Source organism: Pseudomonas sp. B40(2017) (assembly GCF_002112855.1).
GTDB classification, from domain to species: domain Bacteria; phylum Pseudomonadota; class Gammaproteobacteria; order Pseudomonadales; family Pseudomonadaceae; genus Aquipseudomonas; species Aquipseudomonas pharyngis.
On record NZ_NEIT01000002.1, the window covers coordinates 54,485 to 72,463 of the forward strand.

Consider the following 17,979-nt stretch of genomic DNA (forward strand, 5'->3'; position numbering starts at 1 on the left):
ATGTCCGGAAAAGCGCAACAGCAGTCTCGTATTATTGAGTTGATCAAACTGGGTCGTGAGCAGAAGTATCTGACTTACGCCGAGGTCAACGACCACCTGCCCGAGGATATTTCAGATCCGGAGCAGGTGGAAGACATCATCCGCATGATTAACGACATGGGGATCCCCGTACACGAGAGTGCTCCGGATGCGGACGCCCTTATGCTGGCCGACGCCGATACCGACGAGGCCGCTGCGGAAGAAGCAGCCGCTGCGTTGGCGGCGGTGGAGACCGATATCGGTCGTACCACTGACCCGGTGCGCATGTACATGCGTGAAATGGGTACGGTCGAGCTTCTGACTCGTGAAGGCGAAATCGAAATCGCCAAACGCATCGAAGAAGGCATCCGTGAAGTGATGAGCGCCATCGCGCACTTCCCTGGCACGGTTGACCATATTCTCTCCGAGTACACTCGCGTCACTACCGAGGGCGGTCGCCTGTCCGACGTTCTGAGCGGTTACATCGACCCGGACGACGGCATTGCGCCGCCTGCCGCCGAAGTGCCGCCGCCGATCGACGCGAAAGCGGCGAAAGCCGAAGAATCCGACGACGATGACGACGCCGAAGCTTCCGATGACGAAGAAGAAGCCGAAAGCGGTCCGGATCCGGTCATTGCCGCACAGCGCTTCGGTGCTGTCGCCGACCAGATGGAAATCACCCGCAAGGCCCTGAAAAAGCACGGTCGTCACAACAAGGCGGCAATTGCCGAACTGTTGGCCCTGGCCGAGCTGTTCATGCCGATCAAACTGGTGCCGAAGCAATTCGAAGCCCTGGTCGAGCGCGTTCGCAGTGCCCTGGATCGCCTGCGTCAGCAAGAGCGCGCGATCATGCAACTCTGCGTACGTGATGCACGTATGCCTCGCGCCGACTTCCTGCGCCAGTTCCCGGGCAACGAAGTCGACGAAAGCTGGTCCGACGCCCTGGCCAAAGGCAAGAGCAAGTACGCCGAAGCCATTGCTCGCGTGCAACCGGACATCATCCGTTGCCAGCAAAAGCTGACCGCGCTGGAAACCGAGACCGGTTTGACCATCGCCGAGATCAAGGACATCAACCGTCGCATGTCGATCGGTGAGGCAAAAGCCCGCCGCGCGAAGAAAGAAATGGTTGAAGCAAACTTGCGTCTGGTGATCTCCATCGCCAAGAAGTACACCAACCGTGGCCTGCAATTCCTCGATCTGATCCAGGAAGGCAACATCGGTCTGATGAAAGCGGTGGACAAGTTCGAATACCGTCGTGGTTACAAGTTCTCGACTTATGCCACCTGGTGGATCCGTCAGGCGATCACTCGCTCGATCGCCGACCAGGCCCGCACCATCCGTATTCCGGTGCACATGATCGAGACGATCAACAAGCTCAACCGCATTTCCCGCCAGATGCTGCAGGAAATGGGTCGCGAACCGACCCCGGAAGAGCTGGGTGAACGCATGGAAATGCCTGAGGACAAGATCCGCAAGGTATTGAAGATCGCCAAAGAGCCGATCTCCATGGAAACCCCGATCGGTGATGACGAAGACTCCCATCTGGGTGACTTCATCGAAGACTCGACCATGCAGTCGCCAATCGATGTCGCCACTGTTGAGAGCCTGAAAGAAGCGACCCGCGAAGTGCTGTCCGGCCTTACTGCCCGTGAAGCCAAGGTACTGCGCATGCGTTTCGGTATCGACATGAACACCGACCATACGCTCGAAGAAGTCGGCAAACAGTTTGACGTGACCCGCGAGCGGATCCGTCAGATCGAAGCCAAGGCGCTGCGCAAGCTTCGCCACCCGACGCGAAGCGAGCATCTGCGCTCCTTCCTCGACGAGTGATACCAGAACCCCCGGCCCAGGCCGGGGGTTTTGTTTATATGGCAGATTAAATACTCAGCTCCGCCCTCCCCCGCGCACAGCCCGTCTACACTCGAAACATTCCCCCCGAGCCATAACGAGACCGTTATGCCCAGACTGGCGTCCGTGCTTTTTTTGCTGCCACTGATGATCTGGACCGCAACGGCTGACGCGCTGACTCTGAACGATGAAGAACGTAGCTGGCTGGCGGCTCACCCGGACCTGCGCCTGGGTGTCGATGCATCGTGGCCGCCCTTCGAGTTCCGCGACGACCAGAATCGCTATCAGGGCCTGGCGGCGGACTATATCGATGTGATTCGCCAACGCCTGGCGATCAAACTCACGCCCATTGAGCCGGTGAGCTGGACCGTAGTGCTCGAACAAGCGAAAAACAGCAAGATCGACCTGTTGCCGGGCATCATGTCCACCCCGGAACGCCAGAGCTACCTGTCGTTCACCCGCCCTTATCTTGACTTTCCGATCGTCATCCTCGCCCACGTCGGCGGCCCGCAACCGCGCAAGCTCGAGGAGCTTTACGGCTTGAAAATCGCCGTAGTGGAAAACTACGCGCCCCACGAACTGCTGCGCACCCATCATCCCGACCTGAACCTGGTGGCGATGCCCAATGTCAGCTCTGCGCTGCAGGCCCTGGCCACCGATGAAGTGGACGCCGTGGTCGGCGACCTGGCCTCCAGCGTCTGGAGCCTGCGCCAGCTCAAACTGGATGGTTTGTATGTCAGCGGCGAAACCCCTTATCGCTACCAACTGGCGATGGGCGTCCCTCGGGACAACAAAATGCTGGTGGGGATTCTGGACAAGGTGCTTGCCGATATGTCCCCGGAGGAAATCAGCAGCATTCAGGAACATTGGGTGGGCAACGTCCTCGATCACCGGACATTCTGGTCCGATCTGCTGGTTTACGGTGTACCGGGGCTCTCGCTTCTGGTCATCGTGCTGGCGGTGGTGATCCGCATCAACCGCCGCCTCAGTTCGGAAATCGCCCGGCGTATCGACCTCGAACAGGAACTGCGCAGTAGCGAATACCACTATCGCGGACTGGTGGAGAGTCTTTCGGCCATCGCCTGGGAAGCGCGGATCAGTGACTTCACCTACAGCTATGTTTCGCCCCACGCCGAAGATCTGCTCGGTTATCCGCTGTCTCACTGGCTGATTCCGGGCTTCTGGCGCAACATCATTCACCCGGCGGATCTGACCCGCGCCCAGAGCTTCTGCGATCACGAAGTATTGGCTGGACGGGACCACAGCCTCGATTACCGGGTGATCACCGCTGACGGCCGCTGCCTGTGGGTACGCGACATCGTCAGCCTGATCGAACATGGCCACGAACCGGTGATGCGCGGCCTGATGATCGACATCAGCGAAACCAAACGCACTGAAGAGGCGTTGCGCCTGTCGGAACAGAAGTTCGCGTCGGTCTTCCAGCAATGCCCGGACATCCTGGTCATTGCACGGCTCTCCGACGGCTGCCTGCTGGAGGTCAACGAAGCCTTTGAGGAGCAGATCGGGCTCAAGGCCGAAGAAGTCATCGGCCAGACCGCCACCGAACTCAACATCTGGGGCATTCCCGGTGTTGGTCCCGGCCTGCTTCAGCGGCTGCAGGCCGGCAGCATTCGCAACCTGGAGATGCCCTTTCGCCGCAACAATGGCCAGGTGTTCACCGGGCTGATTTCCGCTGAACCCTTCGAGCTCGACACCACACCGGCACTGGTCGTGGTGGTGCGCGACATCACCCAGCTCAAGGAAACCCAGCAGCAACTGCAAACCTCCGAAGAAAAGTTCGCCAAGGCCTTCCACGCCTCGCCGGACGGTCTGCTGCTGTCGCGCCAGAGCGATGGCCTGCTGCTGGAGGTCAACGAAGGTTTCAGTCGCATCACCGGTTTCAACAGCGCCATGTCGGTGGATCGCTCGGCGCTGGACCTGGGCATCTGGGTCAACCTCAACGAGCGCAAGCAAATGCTCGATCTACTGCACCGCGACGGGTTCGTTCGCGACTTCAGCTGCCATATCCGCCGCAGCGACGGGCAGATCCGCCTCTGCGAAGTCTCCAGCCGTCCGCTGCCGATCGGCGACGAAGACTGCATGCTGACCATCGCCCGGGACATCACCGAACGCCACCTCATGCAGGAAAAACTGCAGCAGGCCGCGACCGTGTTCGAAAGTACCGCCGAAGGTGTGTTGATCACCGACACCCAGCAACATATCAGTGCCGTGAACCGCGCCTTCACCGAAATCACCGGCTACAGCGAAAGCGAAGCACTGGGTCACACTCCGCGCCTGCTGGCCTCCGGCCTGCACGACAGCGCGTTTTACGCGGCGATGTGGCATCAATTGACCGACGAAGGTCACTGGCAGGGCGAGATCTCCAACCGGCGTAAAAATGGTGAGCTGTATCCGAGCTGGCTGACCATCAGCGCCGTGCGCAACCGCGACAAGTTCATCACCCACTTCGTTGCGGTGTTTGCCGATATCTCCAGCCTCAAGCACGCCCAGGCCAAACTCGACTACCAGGCCCATCACGACCCGCTCACAGGGCTGCCAAACCGTACGCTGTTCGAAAGCCGTCTGTTGACGGCACTCAACAGCCAGCAGGAAAACGGCGGCCAGGGCGCGGTGTTGTTCCTCGATCTCGACCGTTTCAAACACATCAACGACAGCCTCGGCCACCCGGTCGGCGATCTGCTGCTCAAGGGCATCGCCGTGCGACTCAAGGAGCAACTGCGAGACATCGACACCGTCGCGCGGCTGGGGGGCGACGAATTCATCATTCTGTTGCCCGGCCTGCAACAACCCGGCGATGCCGACAACATCGCCACCAAACTGCTGAATTGCTTCGGCGCGCCGTTCCAGGCCGGCGAGCATGAGTTCTTCATCAGCGCCAGCATCGGCACCAGCCTTTACCCGCGCGACGGCTGCGATGTTGCGACCCTGATCAAGAACGCGGACGCGGCGATGTACCGCTCCAAGGCCAAGGGCCGCAACCGGGTCGAAAGCTACACCCGGGACCTCACCGCCCAGGCCAGCGAACGCGTAGCACTGGAACACGAACTTCGCCGGGCCATCGAGCGCGAGGAGTTGTACCTCTATTACCAGCCGAAAATCAGCCTCGACGATCACAATCTGGTCGGCGCCGAAGCCCTGATCCGCTGGCGCCATCCGAACTTCGGCGAAGTGCCGCCAGAGCATTTCATTCCGCTGGCAGAAGAGAACGGCATGATTCTGCAAATCGGCGACTGGGTGCTGGAAACCGCCTGTCGGCAGATGTTCGAGTGGAGCCAGATCTATGAATCCCTCGGCCCGCTGTCGGTGAACCTCGCCGGCGCACAATTGCGCCAACCGAACCTGCTGGGACGCATCGAGCAACTGCTCAAGGACAACCGCCTGCAACCGGAATTACTGCAACTGGAAATTACCGAAAACTTCATCATGAGCCAGGCTGAAGAGGCGCTGGCAGTGCTGCACCAGCTCAAACACCTCGGAGTGCAACTGGCCATCGATGACTTCGGCACCGGTTATTCCTCGTTGAGTTACCTCAAACGCCTGCCGCTGGACATCCTCAAGATCGACCAGTCGTTCGTCCGCGGCCTGCCCGATGACCCGCACGACGCGGCGATTGTCCGCGCCATCATTGCCCTGGGCCGCAGCATGCAATTCACCGTGATCGCCGAAGGCGTGGAAACCCAGGCCCAACAACAGTTCCTCGCCGCCGAAGGCTGCGAACAGATCCAGGGCTACATCGTCAGCCTGCCGCTGCCACCAGAAGAGTTCGCCGCGACGTTTCTTCGTATAGCCGTATCAGATTTTTCGGATAGCACAGCCGAGAAACCGTCGCTATAATCCGCGGCCTACTGAGGGCCTATAGCTCAGTTGGTTAGAGCAGAGGACTCATAATCCTTTGGTCCACGGTTCAAGTCCGTGTGGGCCCACCAAACATGAAAAAGCCGCGCATTCGCGCGGCTTTTTCGTTTCTGCCATTCCGGCCCGGGGGCAGTCGTTCCATCTCCCTCAAAACATGCGACTTCCGAAAGCGTGAACAGGGCTTGCCTCGTGCCTGTTTAAATCGACAACTAACCATTTCGTTACACTTTTGTGCTGGCCCCCAAAGCCGAGGCACATCTGATGATTCGAAAAAGGAATTTTTATGGTTGATGTCACTCGCCGCTCGCTCATGGGAATCGCCGCAGCACTCCCCCTGCTCGCGCAGTCATCCTGGGGACAGGCGCAACGTCAGGATGTACCGGCACCGGTACCCGGCGATGAGGTATTGATCAATTTCAACGAGAGCCCCTGGGGACCGGCGCTCGCCGCCCGACAGGCGATGCAGGAAGGCATTGCACTGTGCGGGCGTTATCCCTACAAGATCCAGTACCGACTCAACGCTCTGTTTGCCCGCCAACAAGGCATACCGGAGGAGTATGTTCAGACTTTCTGCGGCTCCAAACTGGCCTTGCAGCATGCGGTTCACGCTTTCACTCGACGGGGCAGTCTGGTCGTTGCGTCGCCCTCTTACGAAGACCCTGTCGAGGCGGCACGTGGCAGCCAGGTCGCGGTCCACGAAATAGCGCTGACTCCTGATCATGCCCATGATCTTCCACGCATGCTGGCGGCCGATCCGCAGGCGGGACTGATCTACGTCTGCAATCCGAATAATCCGACCGGTACGGTGACGCCCAACGCAGATATCCTGCTCGCGCTGGCGAACAAGCCAAAGGGAACGATTCTGTTGGTGGACGAGGCCTATATCGACTTCTCGAATGCGCCAACCTGCATCCCGCTGGTCAAGGACCATCCCGAACTGATGGTGCTGCGAACCTTCTCGAAAATCTATGGCATGGCGGGCGCTCGCCTGGGTATCGCGATAGCCAACCCGGTCCTGCTGGAGCAACTGGAGGTGTTCGGCAACTACAACGTGCCGGCGGCTCCGTCGCTTTTGGGCGGCATAGCCAGTCTCGAGGACACGCAGTTGCTGCCACAACGCAAGCACACCAACACGAAGCTGCGTGACGAGACGATCACCTGGCTGGCCGCTCGTGGTTTTCGCTGCACGGTGTCGCAGGCCAACTGCTTCATGGTCGACGTGAAACGTCCTGCCACGGAAGTGGTGCAGGCATTGGCCGATCGTCGGGTAAAGGTCGGCCGCGTATGGAAAGAGTGGCCGACCTGGATTCGGGTCAGCGTTGGCACGGAAGACGACATGCGTCGGTTTCGCGAGGCATTCGCCAGCATCTGATATCAAGACGGTCCCTATGGAAAACCGCGCGAGTGTCGCCCACAAGCTTACCGCCGGCCGAGCCTGTAACATGCGCAGCCAAAGATCCGCGCCCATGGAGACGCCCCTTGTCCGACATCCGCCCACCCGTGCTCGATGAAATCGACCGCCAGCTGATCGCTGCCCTGCAAATCAACGCCCGCGAAAGCGTGGCGATGCTGGCGCGGCAATTGGGGATCGCCCGCACCACCGTGACTTCACGATTGGCGCGACTGGAAAAGGCCAAGGTCATCACCGGGTATGGTGTGCGTCTGGGACAGCGCGTGGTGGACGGTGGCTTGCAGGCCTACGTCGGGATCAAGGTGCAGCCACGCTCCGGCAAAGAGGTGCTGCGCCGGTTGAGCGCGATGGCCCAGGTGCAGCAATTGTGCGCGGTGAGTGGTGAATTTGATTACGTAGCCTGGCTGCGGACCGATTCACCGGAGCAGCTCGATCAGCTTCTGGATCAGATCGGCAGCGTAGACGGCGTGGAGAAGACCACAACTTCGATCATCCTAAGCAGCAAGATCGATCGCGGGCATCCAGTTTGATCATCATCATCGTCACATTGCAGCTCAAACACTCAAAACGACGACACATTGCGTCTTATTAACGTGTTCTACGCTCCCTAGAATGGCTGGCATCTTTTCCTATACTCAGACGCGCATCCAGCATCGGGTCGCCAGCAAGGTCAGCCATGAACAAGAACAATCGCCATCCTGCAGACGGTAAGAAACCCGTCACCATTTTCGGCCCGGACTTTCCTTTCGCCTTCGACGACTGGATCGAACACCCGGCCGGCCTGGGCAGCATTCCCGAGCACAACCACGGCGCCGAAGTGGCCATCGTCGGGGCCGGCATCGCCGGTCTGGTGGCGGCTTATGAGCTGATGAAACTCGGCTTGAAACCGGTCGTGTATGAGGCCTCGAAGCTCGGCGGCCGTCTGCGTTCGCAAGCGTTCAACGGTACCGACGGCATCGTCGCCGAGCTAGGCGGCATGCGCTTCCCGGTGTCCTCCACCGCGTTCTATCACTACGTCGACAAACTCGGACTCGAGACCAAGCCCTTCCCCAACCCGCTGACGCCGGCCTCCGGCAGCACCGTGATCGACCTGGAAGGCAAAACCCATTACGCACAGAGCCTGAAGGATCTTCCTGCGCTGTTCCAGGAAGTGGCTGACGCTTGGGCCGATGCTCTGGAGGCCGGCTCACAGTTCGCCGATATCCAGCAGGCGATCCGCGACCGTGACGTGCCACGCCTCAAGGAACTGTGGAACACCCTCGTACCGCTGTGGGACGACCGTACGTTCTACGATTTCGTTGCCACATCGAAAGCCTTCGCCAAACTGTCGTTCCATCACCGTGAAGTGTTCGGTCAGGTCGGTTTCGGTACCGGCGGCTGGGACTCGGACTTCCCCAACTCGATGCTGGAAATCTTCCGTGTGGTGATGACCAACTGCGACGATCACCAGCATCTGGTGGTCGGCGGTGTGGAACAAGTGCCGCAAGGCATCTGGCGTCATGCGCCGGAACGCTGCGTACACTGGCCGCAAGGCACCAGCCTGAAATCGCTGCACCACGGCGCCCCGCGCTCCGGGGTGAAGAAAATCGCCCACGCGCCTGACGGACGTTTCGCAGTCACCGACAACAACGGCGACACCCGCGAATACGCGGCCGTACTGACCACCTGCCAGAGCTGGCTGCTGACCACCCAGATCGAATGCGACGAAAGCCTGTTCTCGCAAAAGATGTGGATGGCACTGGACCGCACTCGCTACATGCAATCGTCGAAGACCTTCGTGATGGTCGACCGCCCGTTCTGGAAGGACAAGGACCCGGAAACCGGCCGCGACCTGATGAGCATGACCCTCACCGATCGCCTGACCCGTGGCACCTACCTGTTCGATAACGGCGACGACAAGCCGGGCGTGATCTGCCTGTCGTACTCGTGGATGAGCGATGCGCTCAAGATGCTCCCGCACCCGGTGGAAAAACGCGTGAAACTGGCGCTGGATGCGCTGAAGAAGATCTACCCGAAGGTCGACATCGCCGCGCGGATCATCGGCGATCCGATCACCGTGTCCTGGGAAGCCGACCCGCACTTCCTCGGCGCGTTCAAGGGCGCCCTGCCCGGTCACTATCGCTACAACCAGCGCATGTACGCGCACTTCATGCAGGACGACATGCCGCCGGAGCAGCGCGGGATTTTCATCGCCGGTGACGACGTGTCGTGGACGCCGGCCTGGGTTGAAGGCGCGGTGCAAACGTCGCTCAACGCGGTGTGGGGAATCATGAAGCACTTCGGCGGGTCCACACATAAAGAGAACCCCGGCCCGGGCGATGTGTTCAAAGACATCGGCCCGATCGCCCTGCCCGAGTAAGAGGAATCCCCGATGCGTGTAGCCCTTTACCAATGTCCACCGCTGCCCCTGGAACCCGCCGCCAACCTTCAGCGCCTGCATCAACTGGCGATGGAGGCCAAAGGCGCCGATCTGCTGGTGGTGCCGGAGATGTTTCTCACCGGCTACAACATCGGCAAGGAGGCGGTCGCGACATTGGCCGAGGTCTACAACGGTGAGTGGGCGCAGCAAGTAGGACGGATCGCCAAGGCTGCCGGTCTGGCGATTCTTTACGGTTACCCTGAGCGCACCGCCGAAGGACAGATCTACAACGCCGTGCAGTTGATCGACTCAAACGGCGAGCGCCTGTGCAATTACCGCAAGACGCATCTGTTCGGCGATCTGGATCGTTCGATGTTCAGCGCCGGCGATGGCGAGTTTCCCATCGTCGAGCTCAACGGCTGGAAGCTCGGGTTCCTGATCTGCTACGACCTGGAGTTCCCGGAAAACGCCCGGCGCCTGGCCCTTGAAGGTGCCGAACTGATTCTGGTGCCGACAGCGAACATGATTCCTTTCGATTTCATTGCCGACGTCTCCGTGCGCTCCCGGGCTTTCGAAAACCAGTGCTACGTGGCGTACGCCAACTACTGCGGCCACGAGGGCGACATCCATTATTGCGGGCAAAGCAGCATCGCCGCGCCGGATGGCAGCCGCATCGCCCAGGCAGGATTGGATGAAGCACTGATCGTCGGTGAGCTGGATCGCCAGTTGATGGTCGACTCCCGTAGCGCCAACCGTTACTTCAACGACCGCCGTCCCGAACTTTACGACGCGCTCAACAAGCGCTAATCCGCTAGCATTGGCACTTCACTGTTCTGGAAGTGCCCATGCCTGCGCCGACTCACCCCCGCCCCCACACCGAAACCCTGGCCAACGGCTTGCGCGTGACCCTGCGTCACGTGCCCGGCCTGAAACGCAGCGCCGCTGCGTTGCGAGTGGCGGCCGGCAGTCATGACGTGCCGTTGGCATGGCCGGGGCTGGCGCACTTCCTTGAGCATCTGCTGTTTCTCGGCACCGAGCGATTTCCTGCACAGCAAGGGCTGATGGCCTACGTGCAAGGTCACGGCGGCCAGGTGAATGCCAGCACCCGCGAGCGCACCACCGATTTCTTCTTTGAATTGCCGCCAGCGTCGTTCAGCGCCGGGCTGGAGCGTCTGTCAGACATGCTCGCCCATCCGCGTATGAATCCGGACGATCAGTTGCGGGAGCGGGAAGTGTTGCAGGCGGAGTTTGTCGCGTGGACGCAGGATGCTGCGGCTCAGCAGAAAGAAGCGCTGTTCGAAAGGTTGTCAGCGGAACATCCGTTGCGCGGTTTCCACGCCGGAAACCGCGACAGCCTGCCGGTGGAGCAAGCGGACTTTCAACAGGCATTGAAAGACTTCCACCAGCAGTTCTACCGCACCGGGCAGATGACCCTGAGCCTGGTCGGGCCGCAGAGTGTTGAAGAGCTGCGCACGCTGGCCGAACAGTTTGCCGCCACGCTGACGCCTGGGGATAAAACTGCACAGGCAGCCCCCGTTCGCTTGATGGGCAACGCTGAGGAGAGTTATCAACAGGCCGGCGAGCATCGCGGCAATCTGCTGTTTGCGTTGGAGGAGTTACCGGAGTCGTCAGCCGAAGCGCTGGCGTTTCTCTGCCACTGGTTGAACAGCGCCAAACCCGGTGGCTTGCTCGCCCATTTGCAGCAGCAGGGTCTGGCGGAAGGTTTGCAGGCCTGTGTCCTGTATCAGTTTGCCGAGCAAGCTTTGCTGTACCTTCAATTCACGACGCCATCCGGTCCACTCGACGCCATCCGCGCACAGTTTCTCGACTGGTTGAGCTTCTTCGCAGCCCAGCAGGACTGGCCAACTTTGCGGGAGGAATATTCGGCACAGTTTCAGCGTCAGCAGCAGGTCAGCGGCGCGCTGCAACGGGCGCGACTCGACAGCGAACAACTCGAGAGCGGCCTGTCCGACGCGGCCGTTACGGCGCTCAAAGTAATTCTCGGCAAAATCGGCACTGTGGATAACTTCAGCAGTCACTGGCATCTGTCCGCTGCCAACCCGTTTCTGCGCGCAGCCGAGCCGCTGGCCAACGCCGGTCTGATCCGCGGCCAGACCAGCGCCCACCGAGGCCTGCGCACATTCGCTCAGGATCGCTCGCGCAGCCGCCGCGAACGCTCGCCGATGCAATTCAGCCAGGCGCTGCCGGATAACGGCGACGAAGGCGCGGTGTATGTGCGCTGGCAGACGGAAGCGGCGGCCACGGCCGAGCTGCAAGCGAAACTGCAACGCAGCCTGCGGGAGGTGTCTGACGACGCGCGTCAGGCCGGGGTGGAGTTGTCCTTCAGCACTACGGGTAATCAGTGGCTGCTGAAATTGACCGGCCTGCAGGACACGCTGCCCGTAGTGCTGGAACATGCGCTGAAATATCTGACGCAGGTCGATGCCGACTCGCCAAGCGGTGAGCCGCCAGTGCCGTCGATGCTGATCCGTCAATTGCTCAAGGCATGGCCCGAGCGTTGCCTGCCCGTGGTTGCGCAATCCGATGATGCCAAGCAGCTGTGGACAACTTCCCGTTGGGATGGTCTGGCGCTGGGTCTCGATGCCCACACCCAATCGGCCATGGGACTGGCCCTGAGCCGCATTCCCGGCAAGCCATCCAATGAATTACCAACCCTGCCGGCATTCCACGCACAACTTCGCTGGGATCAGTTCGACACCGCCTCCAGCGAACACGCATTACTGCTGTTCTGCCCGACCGCCAGACCGGACATTCCCAGCGAAGCCGCGTGGCGCTTCCTTGCGCACCTGTGCCACACGCCGTTCTATCAGCGGCTACGAGGTGAATTGCAACTGGGATACGCGGTGTTCAGTGCTTTCAGACAGGTACACGGTCAAGGTGGATGGCAGTTCGGCGTGCAATCGCCGACCGCCACTCCCGCGCAACTGCTCGATCACGTTCAACAGTTCATCGAAGGCATCCCCGCGCTGGTCGAAAACATTGATGATGCCTTCCTCGTCGAGCAGCGCCAGATCCTCGCCGTACACCTGGATGCCGGCATCCTGTCCGGCAAGGAGGCTGCCGAACTTCTGTGGCAGGCAAAACTCGCCGGCCACTCGTCGGATTACCTGATTCAACTGAGCAATGCCATAAGTCAGCTTGACCGCGAGGCATTGCTGGCCGCCGCACACGGTTTAATCCGCGCCGAAGGCGGCTGGCACGTCCTGGCCAACAGCCCTTCGCCGGGCGCACCGTGGCAAGCGGCAAATTGATCATTACCGGGGCTGCAAGGAGCTTTCTCAAAGATTCACGGGCAAACCCCCTGAAATTTTGAGTAACATAGCCACCTAACTATTTGGAACATCCCTGCGCTGCCGTGGACTATACCTATGGATAGCGCTATCCCACCCACCTGAAAAAGGAGTCACCCGATGGCCTGGACCAAACCTGCTTACACCGACCTGCGCATCGGCTTCGAAGTCACCATGTACTTCGCCAGCCGCTGAGTCCTGCCTTAAGCAGAACATTGCAGTGCAACGCCTCGGCTCGCCGGGGCGTTTTATTTTCAGCGTTGAAATGATGGAGCGTTCATGTTCGTCCAGATTCTGGGTTCGGCCGCCGGTGGCGGTTTTCCGCAGTGGAACTGCAACTGCGTCAACTGCGCAGGCTTTCGCGACGGCAGCCTGAATGCCAAGGCCCGCACCCAATCGTCCATCGCCATTTCCGATGACGGCGTGAACTGGGTGCTGTGCAACGCCTCGCCGGACATCCGCGCGCAGCTTCAGAGCTTCGCCCCGATGCAGCCGGGCCGTGCCCTGCGTGATACCGGCATCAGCGCGATCATTCTGATGGACAGCCAGATCGACCACACCACCGGCCTGCTCAGCCTGCGCGAAGGCTGCCCGCATCAGGTCTGGTGCACGGACATGGTCCACGAAGACCTGAGCACCGGTTTCCCGCTGTTTACCATGCTCAAGCACTGGAACGGCGGGCTGGACTGGAACCGCATCGAACTCGACCAGAGCTTCACCGTCGCCGCGTGCCCGAACCTGCGCTTCACCCCGCTGCCTCTGCGCAGCGCCGCACCGCCTTACTCGCCGCACCGCTTCGACCCGCACCCGGGCGACAACATCGGCCTGATCGTCGAAGACCTCAGCACCGGCGGCAAACTGTTCTATGCGCCAGGCCTGGGCAAGGTCGATGCGCCGTTGCTGGAAATCATGGCCGGCAGCGACTGCGTGCTGGTGGACGGGACGATGTGGGATGACGATGAAATGCAGCGTCGTGGCGTCGGCACACGCACCGGCCGCGAAATGGGCCACCTGGCGCAGAACGGCCCCGGCGGCATGCTCGAAGTGCTGGAACAGCTTCCCGAGCAGCGCAAAGTGCTTATCCACATCAACAACACCAACCCGATTCTCGATGAGGACTCGCCGGAGCGCGCGGAGCTGGTGCGGCGCAATGTTGAAGTGGCGTATGACGGCATGAGCATCGTCCTGTAACGAATGGCCCGGAGAACCGCAATGACCGACACCCCGCTGTCCCCCGCCGAATTCGAAGCAGCCCTGCGCGCCAAGGGCGCCTATTACCACATTCATCACCCGTATCACGTGGCGATGTATGAAGGCCGGGCCACCCGCGAGCAGATTCAGGGCTGGGTCGCCAACCGTTTCTACTATCAGGTGAACATTCCCCTGAAAGACGCGGCGATCCTCGCCAACTGCCCGGATCGCGAGATCCGCCGCGAATGGATTCAGCGCCTGCTCGACCACGACGGCGCGCCCGGTGAGGACGGCGGCATCGAAGCCTGGCTGCGTCTGGGCCAGGCCGTCGGTCTCGATCCGGATCAATTGCGTTCCCAGGAACTGGTGCTGCCCGGCGTGCGTTTCGCCGTCGATGCCTACGTCAACTTCGCCCGCCGCGCCAGTTGGCAGGAAGCTGCCAGCAGCTCTTTGACCGAACTGTTCGCGCCGCAGATCCACCAGTCGCGTCTCGACAGCTGGCCGCAGCATTACCCGTGGATCGACCCGGCCGGCTACGAATATTTCCGCACCCGTCTCGGTCAGGCCCGCCGCGATGTCGAGCATGGTCTGGCGATTACGCTGGAGCACTACAGGACCCGCGAAGGTCAGGAGCGCATGCTGGAAATTCTCCAGTTCAAACTGGACATTCTTTGGAGCATGCTCGATGCCATGAGCATGGCTTACGAACTGAACCGCCCGCCGTATCACAGCGTCACCGATCAACGGGTCTGGCATAAAGGAATCGCCTTATGAGTTTCGACCGCAGCAAGACCCCGACCTGGCGTCCCGGCTACCGTTTCCAGTACGAACCGGCCCAGAAAGGCCACGTGCTGCTGTACCCGGAAGGCATGATCAAGCTCAATGAAAGTGCCGCGCTGATCGGCGGCCTGATCGACGGTGAGCGGGACGTCGCGGCAATCATTGCCGAACTCGACAGACAGTTTCCCGGCGTGCCCGAGCTCGGTGACGACATCGAGCAATTCATGGAGGTTGCCCGTGCGCAACACTGGATCGAACTTGCCTGAATCATCGGTGCAAGTCCCGGCCAAACCGGAAATCGGCCTGCCGCTGTGGCTGCTCGCCGAGCTGACCTACCGTTGCCCGCTGCAATGCCCGTATTGCTCCAATCCGCTGGATTTCGCCGAGCAGGGCAAAGAACTGAGCACCGAGCAGTGGATCAAGGTGTTCCGCGAAGCGCGGGAAATGGGTGCAGCGCAACTGGGCTTCTCAGGTGGCGAACCGCTGGTACGCCAGGACCTTGCCGAGCTGATCCACGAAGCGCGCCAGTTGGGTTTCTACACCAACCTGATCACCTCCGGCATCGGCCTGACCGAACAGAAGATCAGCGACTTCAAGAAGGCCGGGCTCGATCACATCCAGATCAGTTTCCAGGCCAGCGACGAGCAAGTGAACAACCTGCTCGCCGGCTCGAAAAAAGCCTTCGCGCAGAAACTGGAAATGGCCCGCGCCGTGAAGGCCCACGGCTATCCGATGGTGCTGAACTTCGTCACCCATCGGCACAACATCGACAAGATCGACCGCATCATCGAGCTGTGCATCGCGCTGGAGGCCGACTTCGTCGAACTCGCCACCTGCCAGTTCTACGGTTGGGCGCAGCTCAATCGTGTCGGCCTGTTGCCGACCAAGGAACAACTGGTTCGCGCCGAACGCATCACCAACGAATACCGCGCCAAGCTGGAAGCCGAAGGGCATCCGTGCAAGCTGATTTTCGTCACCCCGGACTATTACGAAGAACGCCCGAAAGCCTGCATGAATGGCTGGGGCAGTCTGTTTCTGACAGTCACACCGGACGGCACCGCCCTGCCCTGTCATGGCGCCCGACAGCTGCCGGTACAATTTCCCAATGTGCGCGACCACAGCATGCAGCACATCTGGTACGACTCGTTCGGCTTCAACCGCTTTCGCGGTTATGACTGGATGCCCGAGCCGTGCCGCTCCTGCGACGAAAAAGAACAGGATTTTGGCGGCTGCCGTTGCCAGGCCTTCATGCTCACGGGCGACGCGAGCAATGCCGACCCGGTGTGCAGCAAGTCCGAACATCACGGCGTGATTCTCAAGGCCCGCGAAGAAGCCGAGCACGCCACCCAGACCATCGAACAACTGGCCTTTCGCAATGAACGAAACTCGCGCCTCATCGCCAAAGGCTGAGCCTTTCAGCGCCACCGCCGCGGTTGCCGCCGGCGTGGACTTCGCCGAATTGCAGCTCGGCGCCCAGGGTTTGTTCTGGAATGAATATCGCCCGACAGACGCCGCCTGCCGGATCTGGCACTGGCGCGATGGTACGGCGAAATGTCTGACACCTGCGGGTTTCAGCGTGCGCAGTCGGGTGTACGAATATGGCGGTGGGGCGTTTTGCCTGACGCCTGACGGGGTGGTTTTTGTCAACGAGGCGGATCAGCAGCTGTATCGCCAGACGCTGGATGGCGAGCCCGTGGCATTGACGTCTGGCGAGTGTCGTTATGGCGATCTGAACTACGCCGACGGGCAGGTGCTGGCCGTTGAAGAGAACGGTGATCGCCATCGTCTGGTGGCTATCGATCTGGCGAATGGCGACCGCCAAATGCTGGTTGAAGGCGCGGATTTTTACGCGTCGCCGATCATCAGTCCGGACGGCCAGCGCCTGGCGTGGATCGAGTGGAGCCGTCCGCATCAGCCGTGGACATCCACACGACTGATGCTCGCCGAGCGCTCGTCCAATGGATTTTCCGCCCAGCGTTGCGTGGCTGCTGAAACCCTTGAAGAGTCGATCCAGCAACCGCGTTTCGATGCCGATGGCCGACTGGGCTGTCTGACCGATCGTGCTGGTTATTGGCAACCGTGGGTCGAATCGGCAAACGGCTTGCAACCGTTAGCCAGCGCCGAAGCCGATCACGCTCCAGCCCCATGGCAACTTGGCGGCTGCACCTGGCTGCCCACCGACGAAGGTTTCTTGGCGAGCTGGAGCGAAGGCGGTTTCGGTCGTCTGGCGCTCAACGGCGAAGACTTCACCGGCGACTACAGCCGCTTCCGTCATCTGGCTGTCGATGATCAATTTATTTACTGCATTGCCGCCTCACCGATCAGCCCTTCAGCGGTGATCGCCATTGATCGCGAATCGCGTGAAGTGAATGTCCTGGCCGGCGGTGTCGCACCGCTGCCCGCCGAGCGCATCAGCCGCCCGCAAACCCTGCGCTACCCCAGCGGTTCGGGTGAAGCGCACGGTTTCTTTTACCCGGCCACGAATGGCGATGCGAAACCGCCGCTGGTGGTGTTCATCCACGGTGGCCCAACGTCGGCCTGCTACCCGATGCTCGACCCGCGCATTCAGTACTGGACACAACGCGGGTTCGCCGTCGCCGATCTCAACTACCGAGGCAGCAGCGGTTATGGCCGAGAGTATCGACAGGCCCTGCATCTGAGTTGGGGAGTGGTGGATGTAGAGGATGCTTGCGCAGTGGTGGCCTATCTGGCCGAACGCGGCATGATCGATGGCGACCGTGCGTTTGTCCGTGGCGGCAGCGCCGGCGGTTACACGACGCTGTGCGCACTGGCGTTCCATCAGGTATTCCGCGCTGGCGCCAGTCTGTACGGTGTCAGCGACCCGGTGGCCCTGGCCCGTGCTACGCACAAATTCGAAGGCGATTACCTGGACTGGCTGATCGGCGATCCAGAGAAGGATGCCGAACGCTACGCCGCCCGCACGCCGTTGCTGCACGCAGGCAACATCCGCGTACCGGTGATTTTCTTTCAGGGTGAACTGGACGCCGTCGTCGTGCCGCAACAGACCCGCGACATGGTCGCGGCTCTGGAGCAAAACGGCATTGAGGTCGCAGCGCATTACTACGCCGACGAACGCCACGGCTTCCGCCGGGCCGCCAATCAGGCCCATGCGCTGGAGCAGGAATGGCGGTTCTACCGGCGAGTGATGGGCTTGACGGACTGAG

Annotated in this window: 13 protein-coding genes and 1 tRNA gene; all 14 read left to right on the plus strand. The window is 60.9% G+C overall.

Going from position 1 to position 17,979, the window contains the following annotated elements:
- The 14 genes from rpoD to CAF76_RS03935 all read left to right on the plus strand — a co-directional run bounded on the left by rpoD (window position 1) and on the right by CAF76_RS03935 (window position 17,978).
- Complete coding sequence (gene rpoD / locus CAF76_RS03870; RefSeq protein ID WP_039768067.1) at window positions 1–1,848, plus strand: RNA polymerase sigma factor RpoD; 1,848 nt, start codon at window positions 1–3, stop codon at window positions 1,846–1,848.
- Between the two features lie 126 nt (window positions 1,849–1,974).
- The gene (locus tag CAF76_RS03875) at window positions 1,975–5,721 is read left to right on the plus strand and encodes a bifunctional diguanylate cyclase/phosphodiesterase (protein WP_085646885.1); all 3,747 of its coding nucleotides are present in this window, start codon (window positions 1,975–1,977) and stop codon (window positions 5,719–5,721) included.
- A gap of 15 nt (window positions 5,722–5,736) precedes the next feature.
- Window positions 5,737–5,813, plus strand: a tRNA-Ile gene (locus CAF76_RS03880).
- Between the two features lie 212 nt (window positions 5,814–6,025).
- The gene (locus CAF76_RS03885) at window positions 6,026–7,114 is read left to right on the plus strand and encodes a pyridoxal phosphate-dependent aminotransferase (protein ID WP_085646886.1); all 1,089 of its coding nucleotides are present in this window, start codon (window positions 6,026–6,028) and stop codon (window positions 7,112–7,114) included.
- A gap of 107 nt (window positions 7,115–7,221) precedes the next feature.
- Window positions 7,222–7,683 (plus strand): Lrp/AsnC family transcriptional regulator, encoded by a 462-nt coding sequence (locus CAF76_RS03890; RefSeq protein WP_064599860.1) that lies wholly within the window; start codon window positions 7,222–7,224, stop codon window positions 7,681–7,683.
- A gap of 146 nt (window positions 7,684–7,829) precedes the next feature.
- Window positions 7,830–9,512 (plus strand): NAD(P)/FAD-dependent oxidoreductase, encoded by a 1,683-nt coding sequence (locus tag CAF76_RS03895; RefSeq protein ID WP_064599862.1) that lies wholly within the window; start codon window positions 7,830–7,832, stop codon window positions 9,510–9,512.
- Window positions 9,513–9,524: 12 nt separating this feature from the next.
- Window positions 9,525–10,319, plus strand: coding sequence for a carbon-nitrogen hydrolase family protein (locus tag CAF76_RS03900; RefSeq protein WP_085646887.1), 795 nt, complete (start codon window positions 9,525–9,527; stop codon window positions 10,317–10,319).
- Between the two features lie 38 nt (window positions 10,320–10,357).
- A complete protein-coding gene (pqqF, locus tag CAF76_RS03905) occupies window positions 10,358–12,784 on the plus strand; it encodes a pyrroloquinoline quinone biosynthesis protein PqqF (RefSeq protein WP_085646888.1) in 2,427 nt (808 codons plus the stop codon).
- Window positions 12,785–12,943: 159 nt separating this feature from the next.
- A complete protein-coding gene (gene pqqA / locus CAF76_RS03910; protein WP_003444522.1) occupies window positions 12,944–13,018 on the plus strand; it encodes a pyrroloquinoline quinone precursor peptide PqqA in 75 nt (24 codons plus the stop codon).
- Between the two features lie 84 nt (window positions 13,019–13,102).
- On the plus strand, window positions 13,103–14,014 hold the full coding sequence (gene pqqB, locus CAF76_RS03915) for a pyrroloquinoline quinone biosynthesis protein PqqB (protein ID WP_064599867.1): 912 nt from the start codon (window positions 13,103–13,105) through the stop codon (window positions 14,012–14,014).
- 21 nt (window positions 14,015–14,035) lie between these two features.
- Window positions 14,036–14,788 (plus strand): pyrroloquinoline-quinone synthase PqqC, encoded by a 753-nt coding sequence (gene pqqC / locus CAF76_RS03920; protein ID WP_064599869.1) that lies wholly within the window; start codon window positions 14,036–14,038, stop codon window positions 14,786–14,788.
- On the plus strand, window positions 14,785–15,060 hold the full coding sequence (gene pqqD / locus CAF76_RS03925; protein WP_007959876.1) for a pyrroloquinoline quinone biosynthesis peptide chaperone PqqD: 276 nt from the start codon (window positions 14,785–14,787) through the stop codon (window positions 15,058–15,060). Before pqqC ends, pqqD begins: the two co-directional genes overlap by 4 nt.
- Window positions 15,032–16,204: a pyrroloquinoline quinone biosynthesis protein PqqE gene (gene pqqE, locus CAF76_RS03930; RefSeq protein WP_085612945.1), complete on the plus strand. Its 1,173-nt coding sequence runs from the start codon at window positions 15,032–15,034 to the stop codon at window positions 16,202–16,204. The genes pqqD and pqqE overlap by 29 nt, the downstream gene beginning before the upstream one ends.
- Entirely contained in the window at window positions 16,170–17,978 is a 1,809-nt protein-coding gene (locus CAF76_RS03935) for a S9 family peptidase (RefSeq protein WP_085646889.1), read from the plus strand. Before pqqE ends, CAF76_RS03935 begins: the two co-directional genes overlap by 35 nt.
- The last annotated feature ends 1 nt before the right edge of the window (window position 17,979 follow it).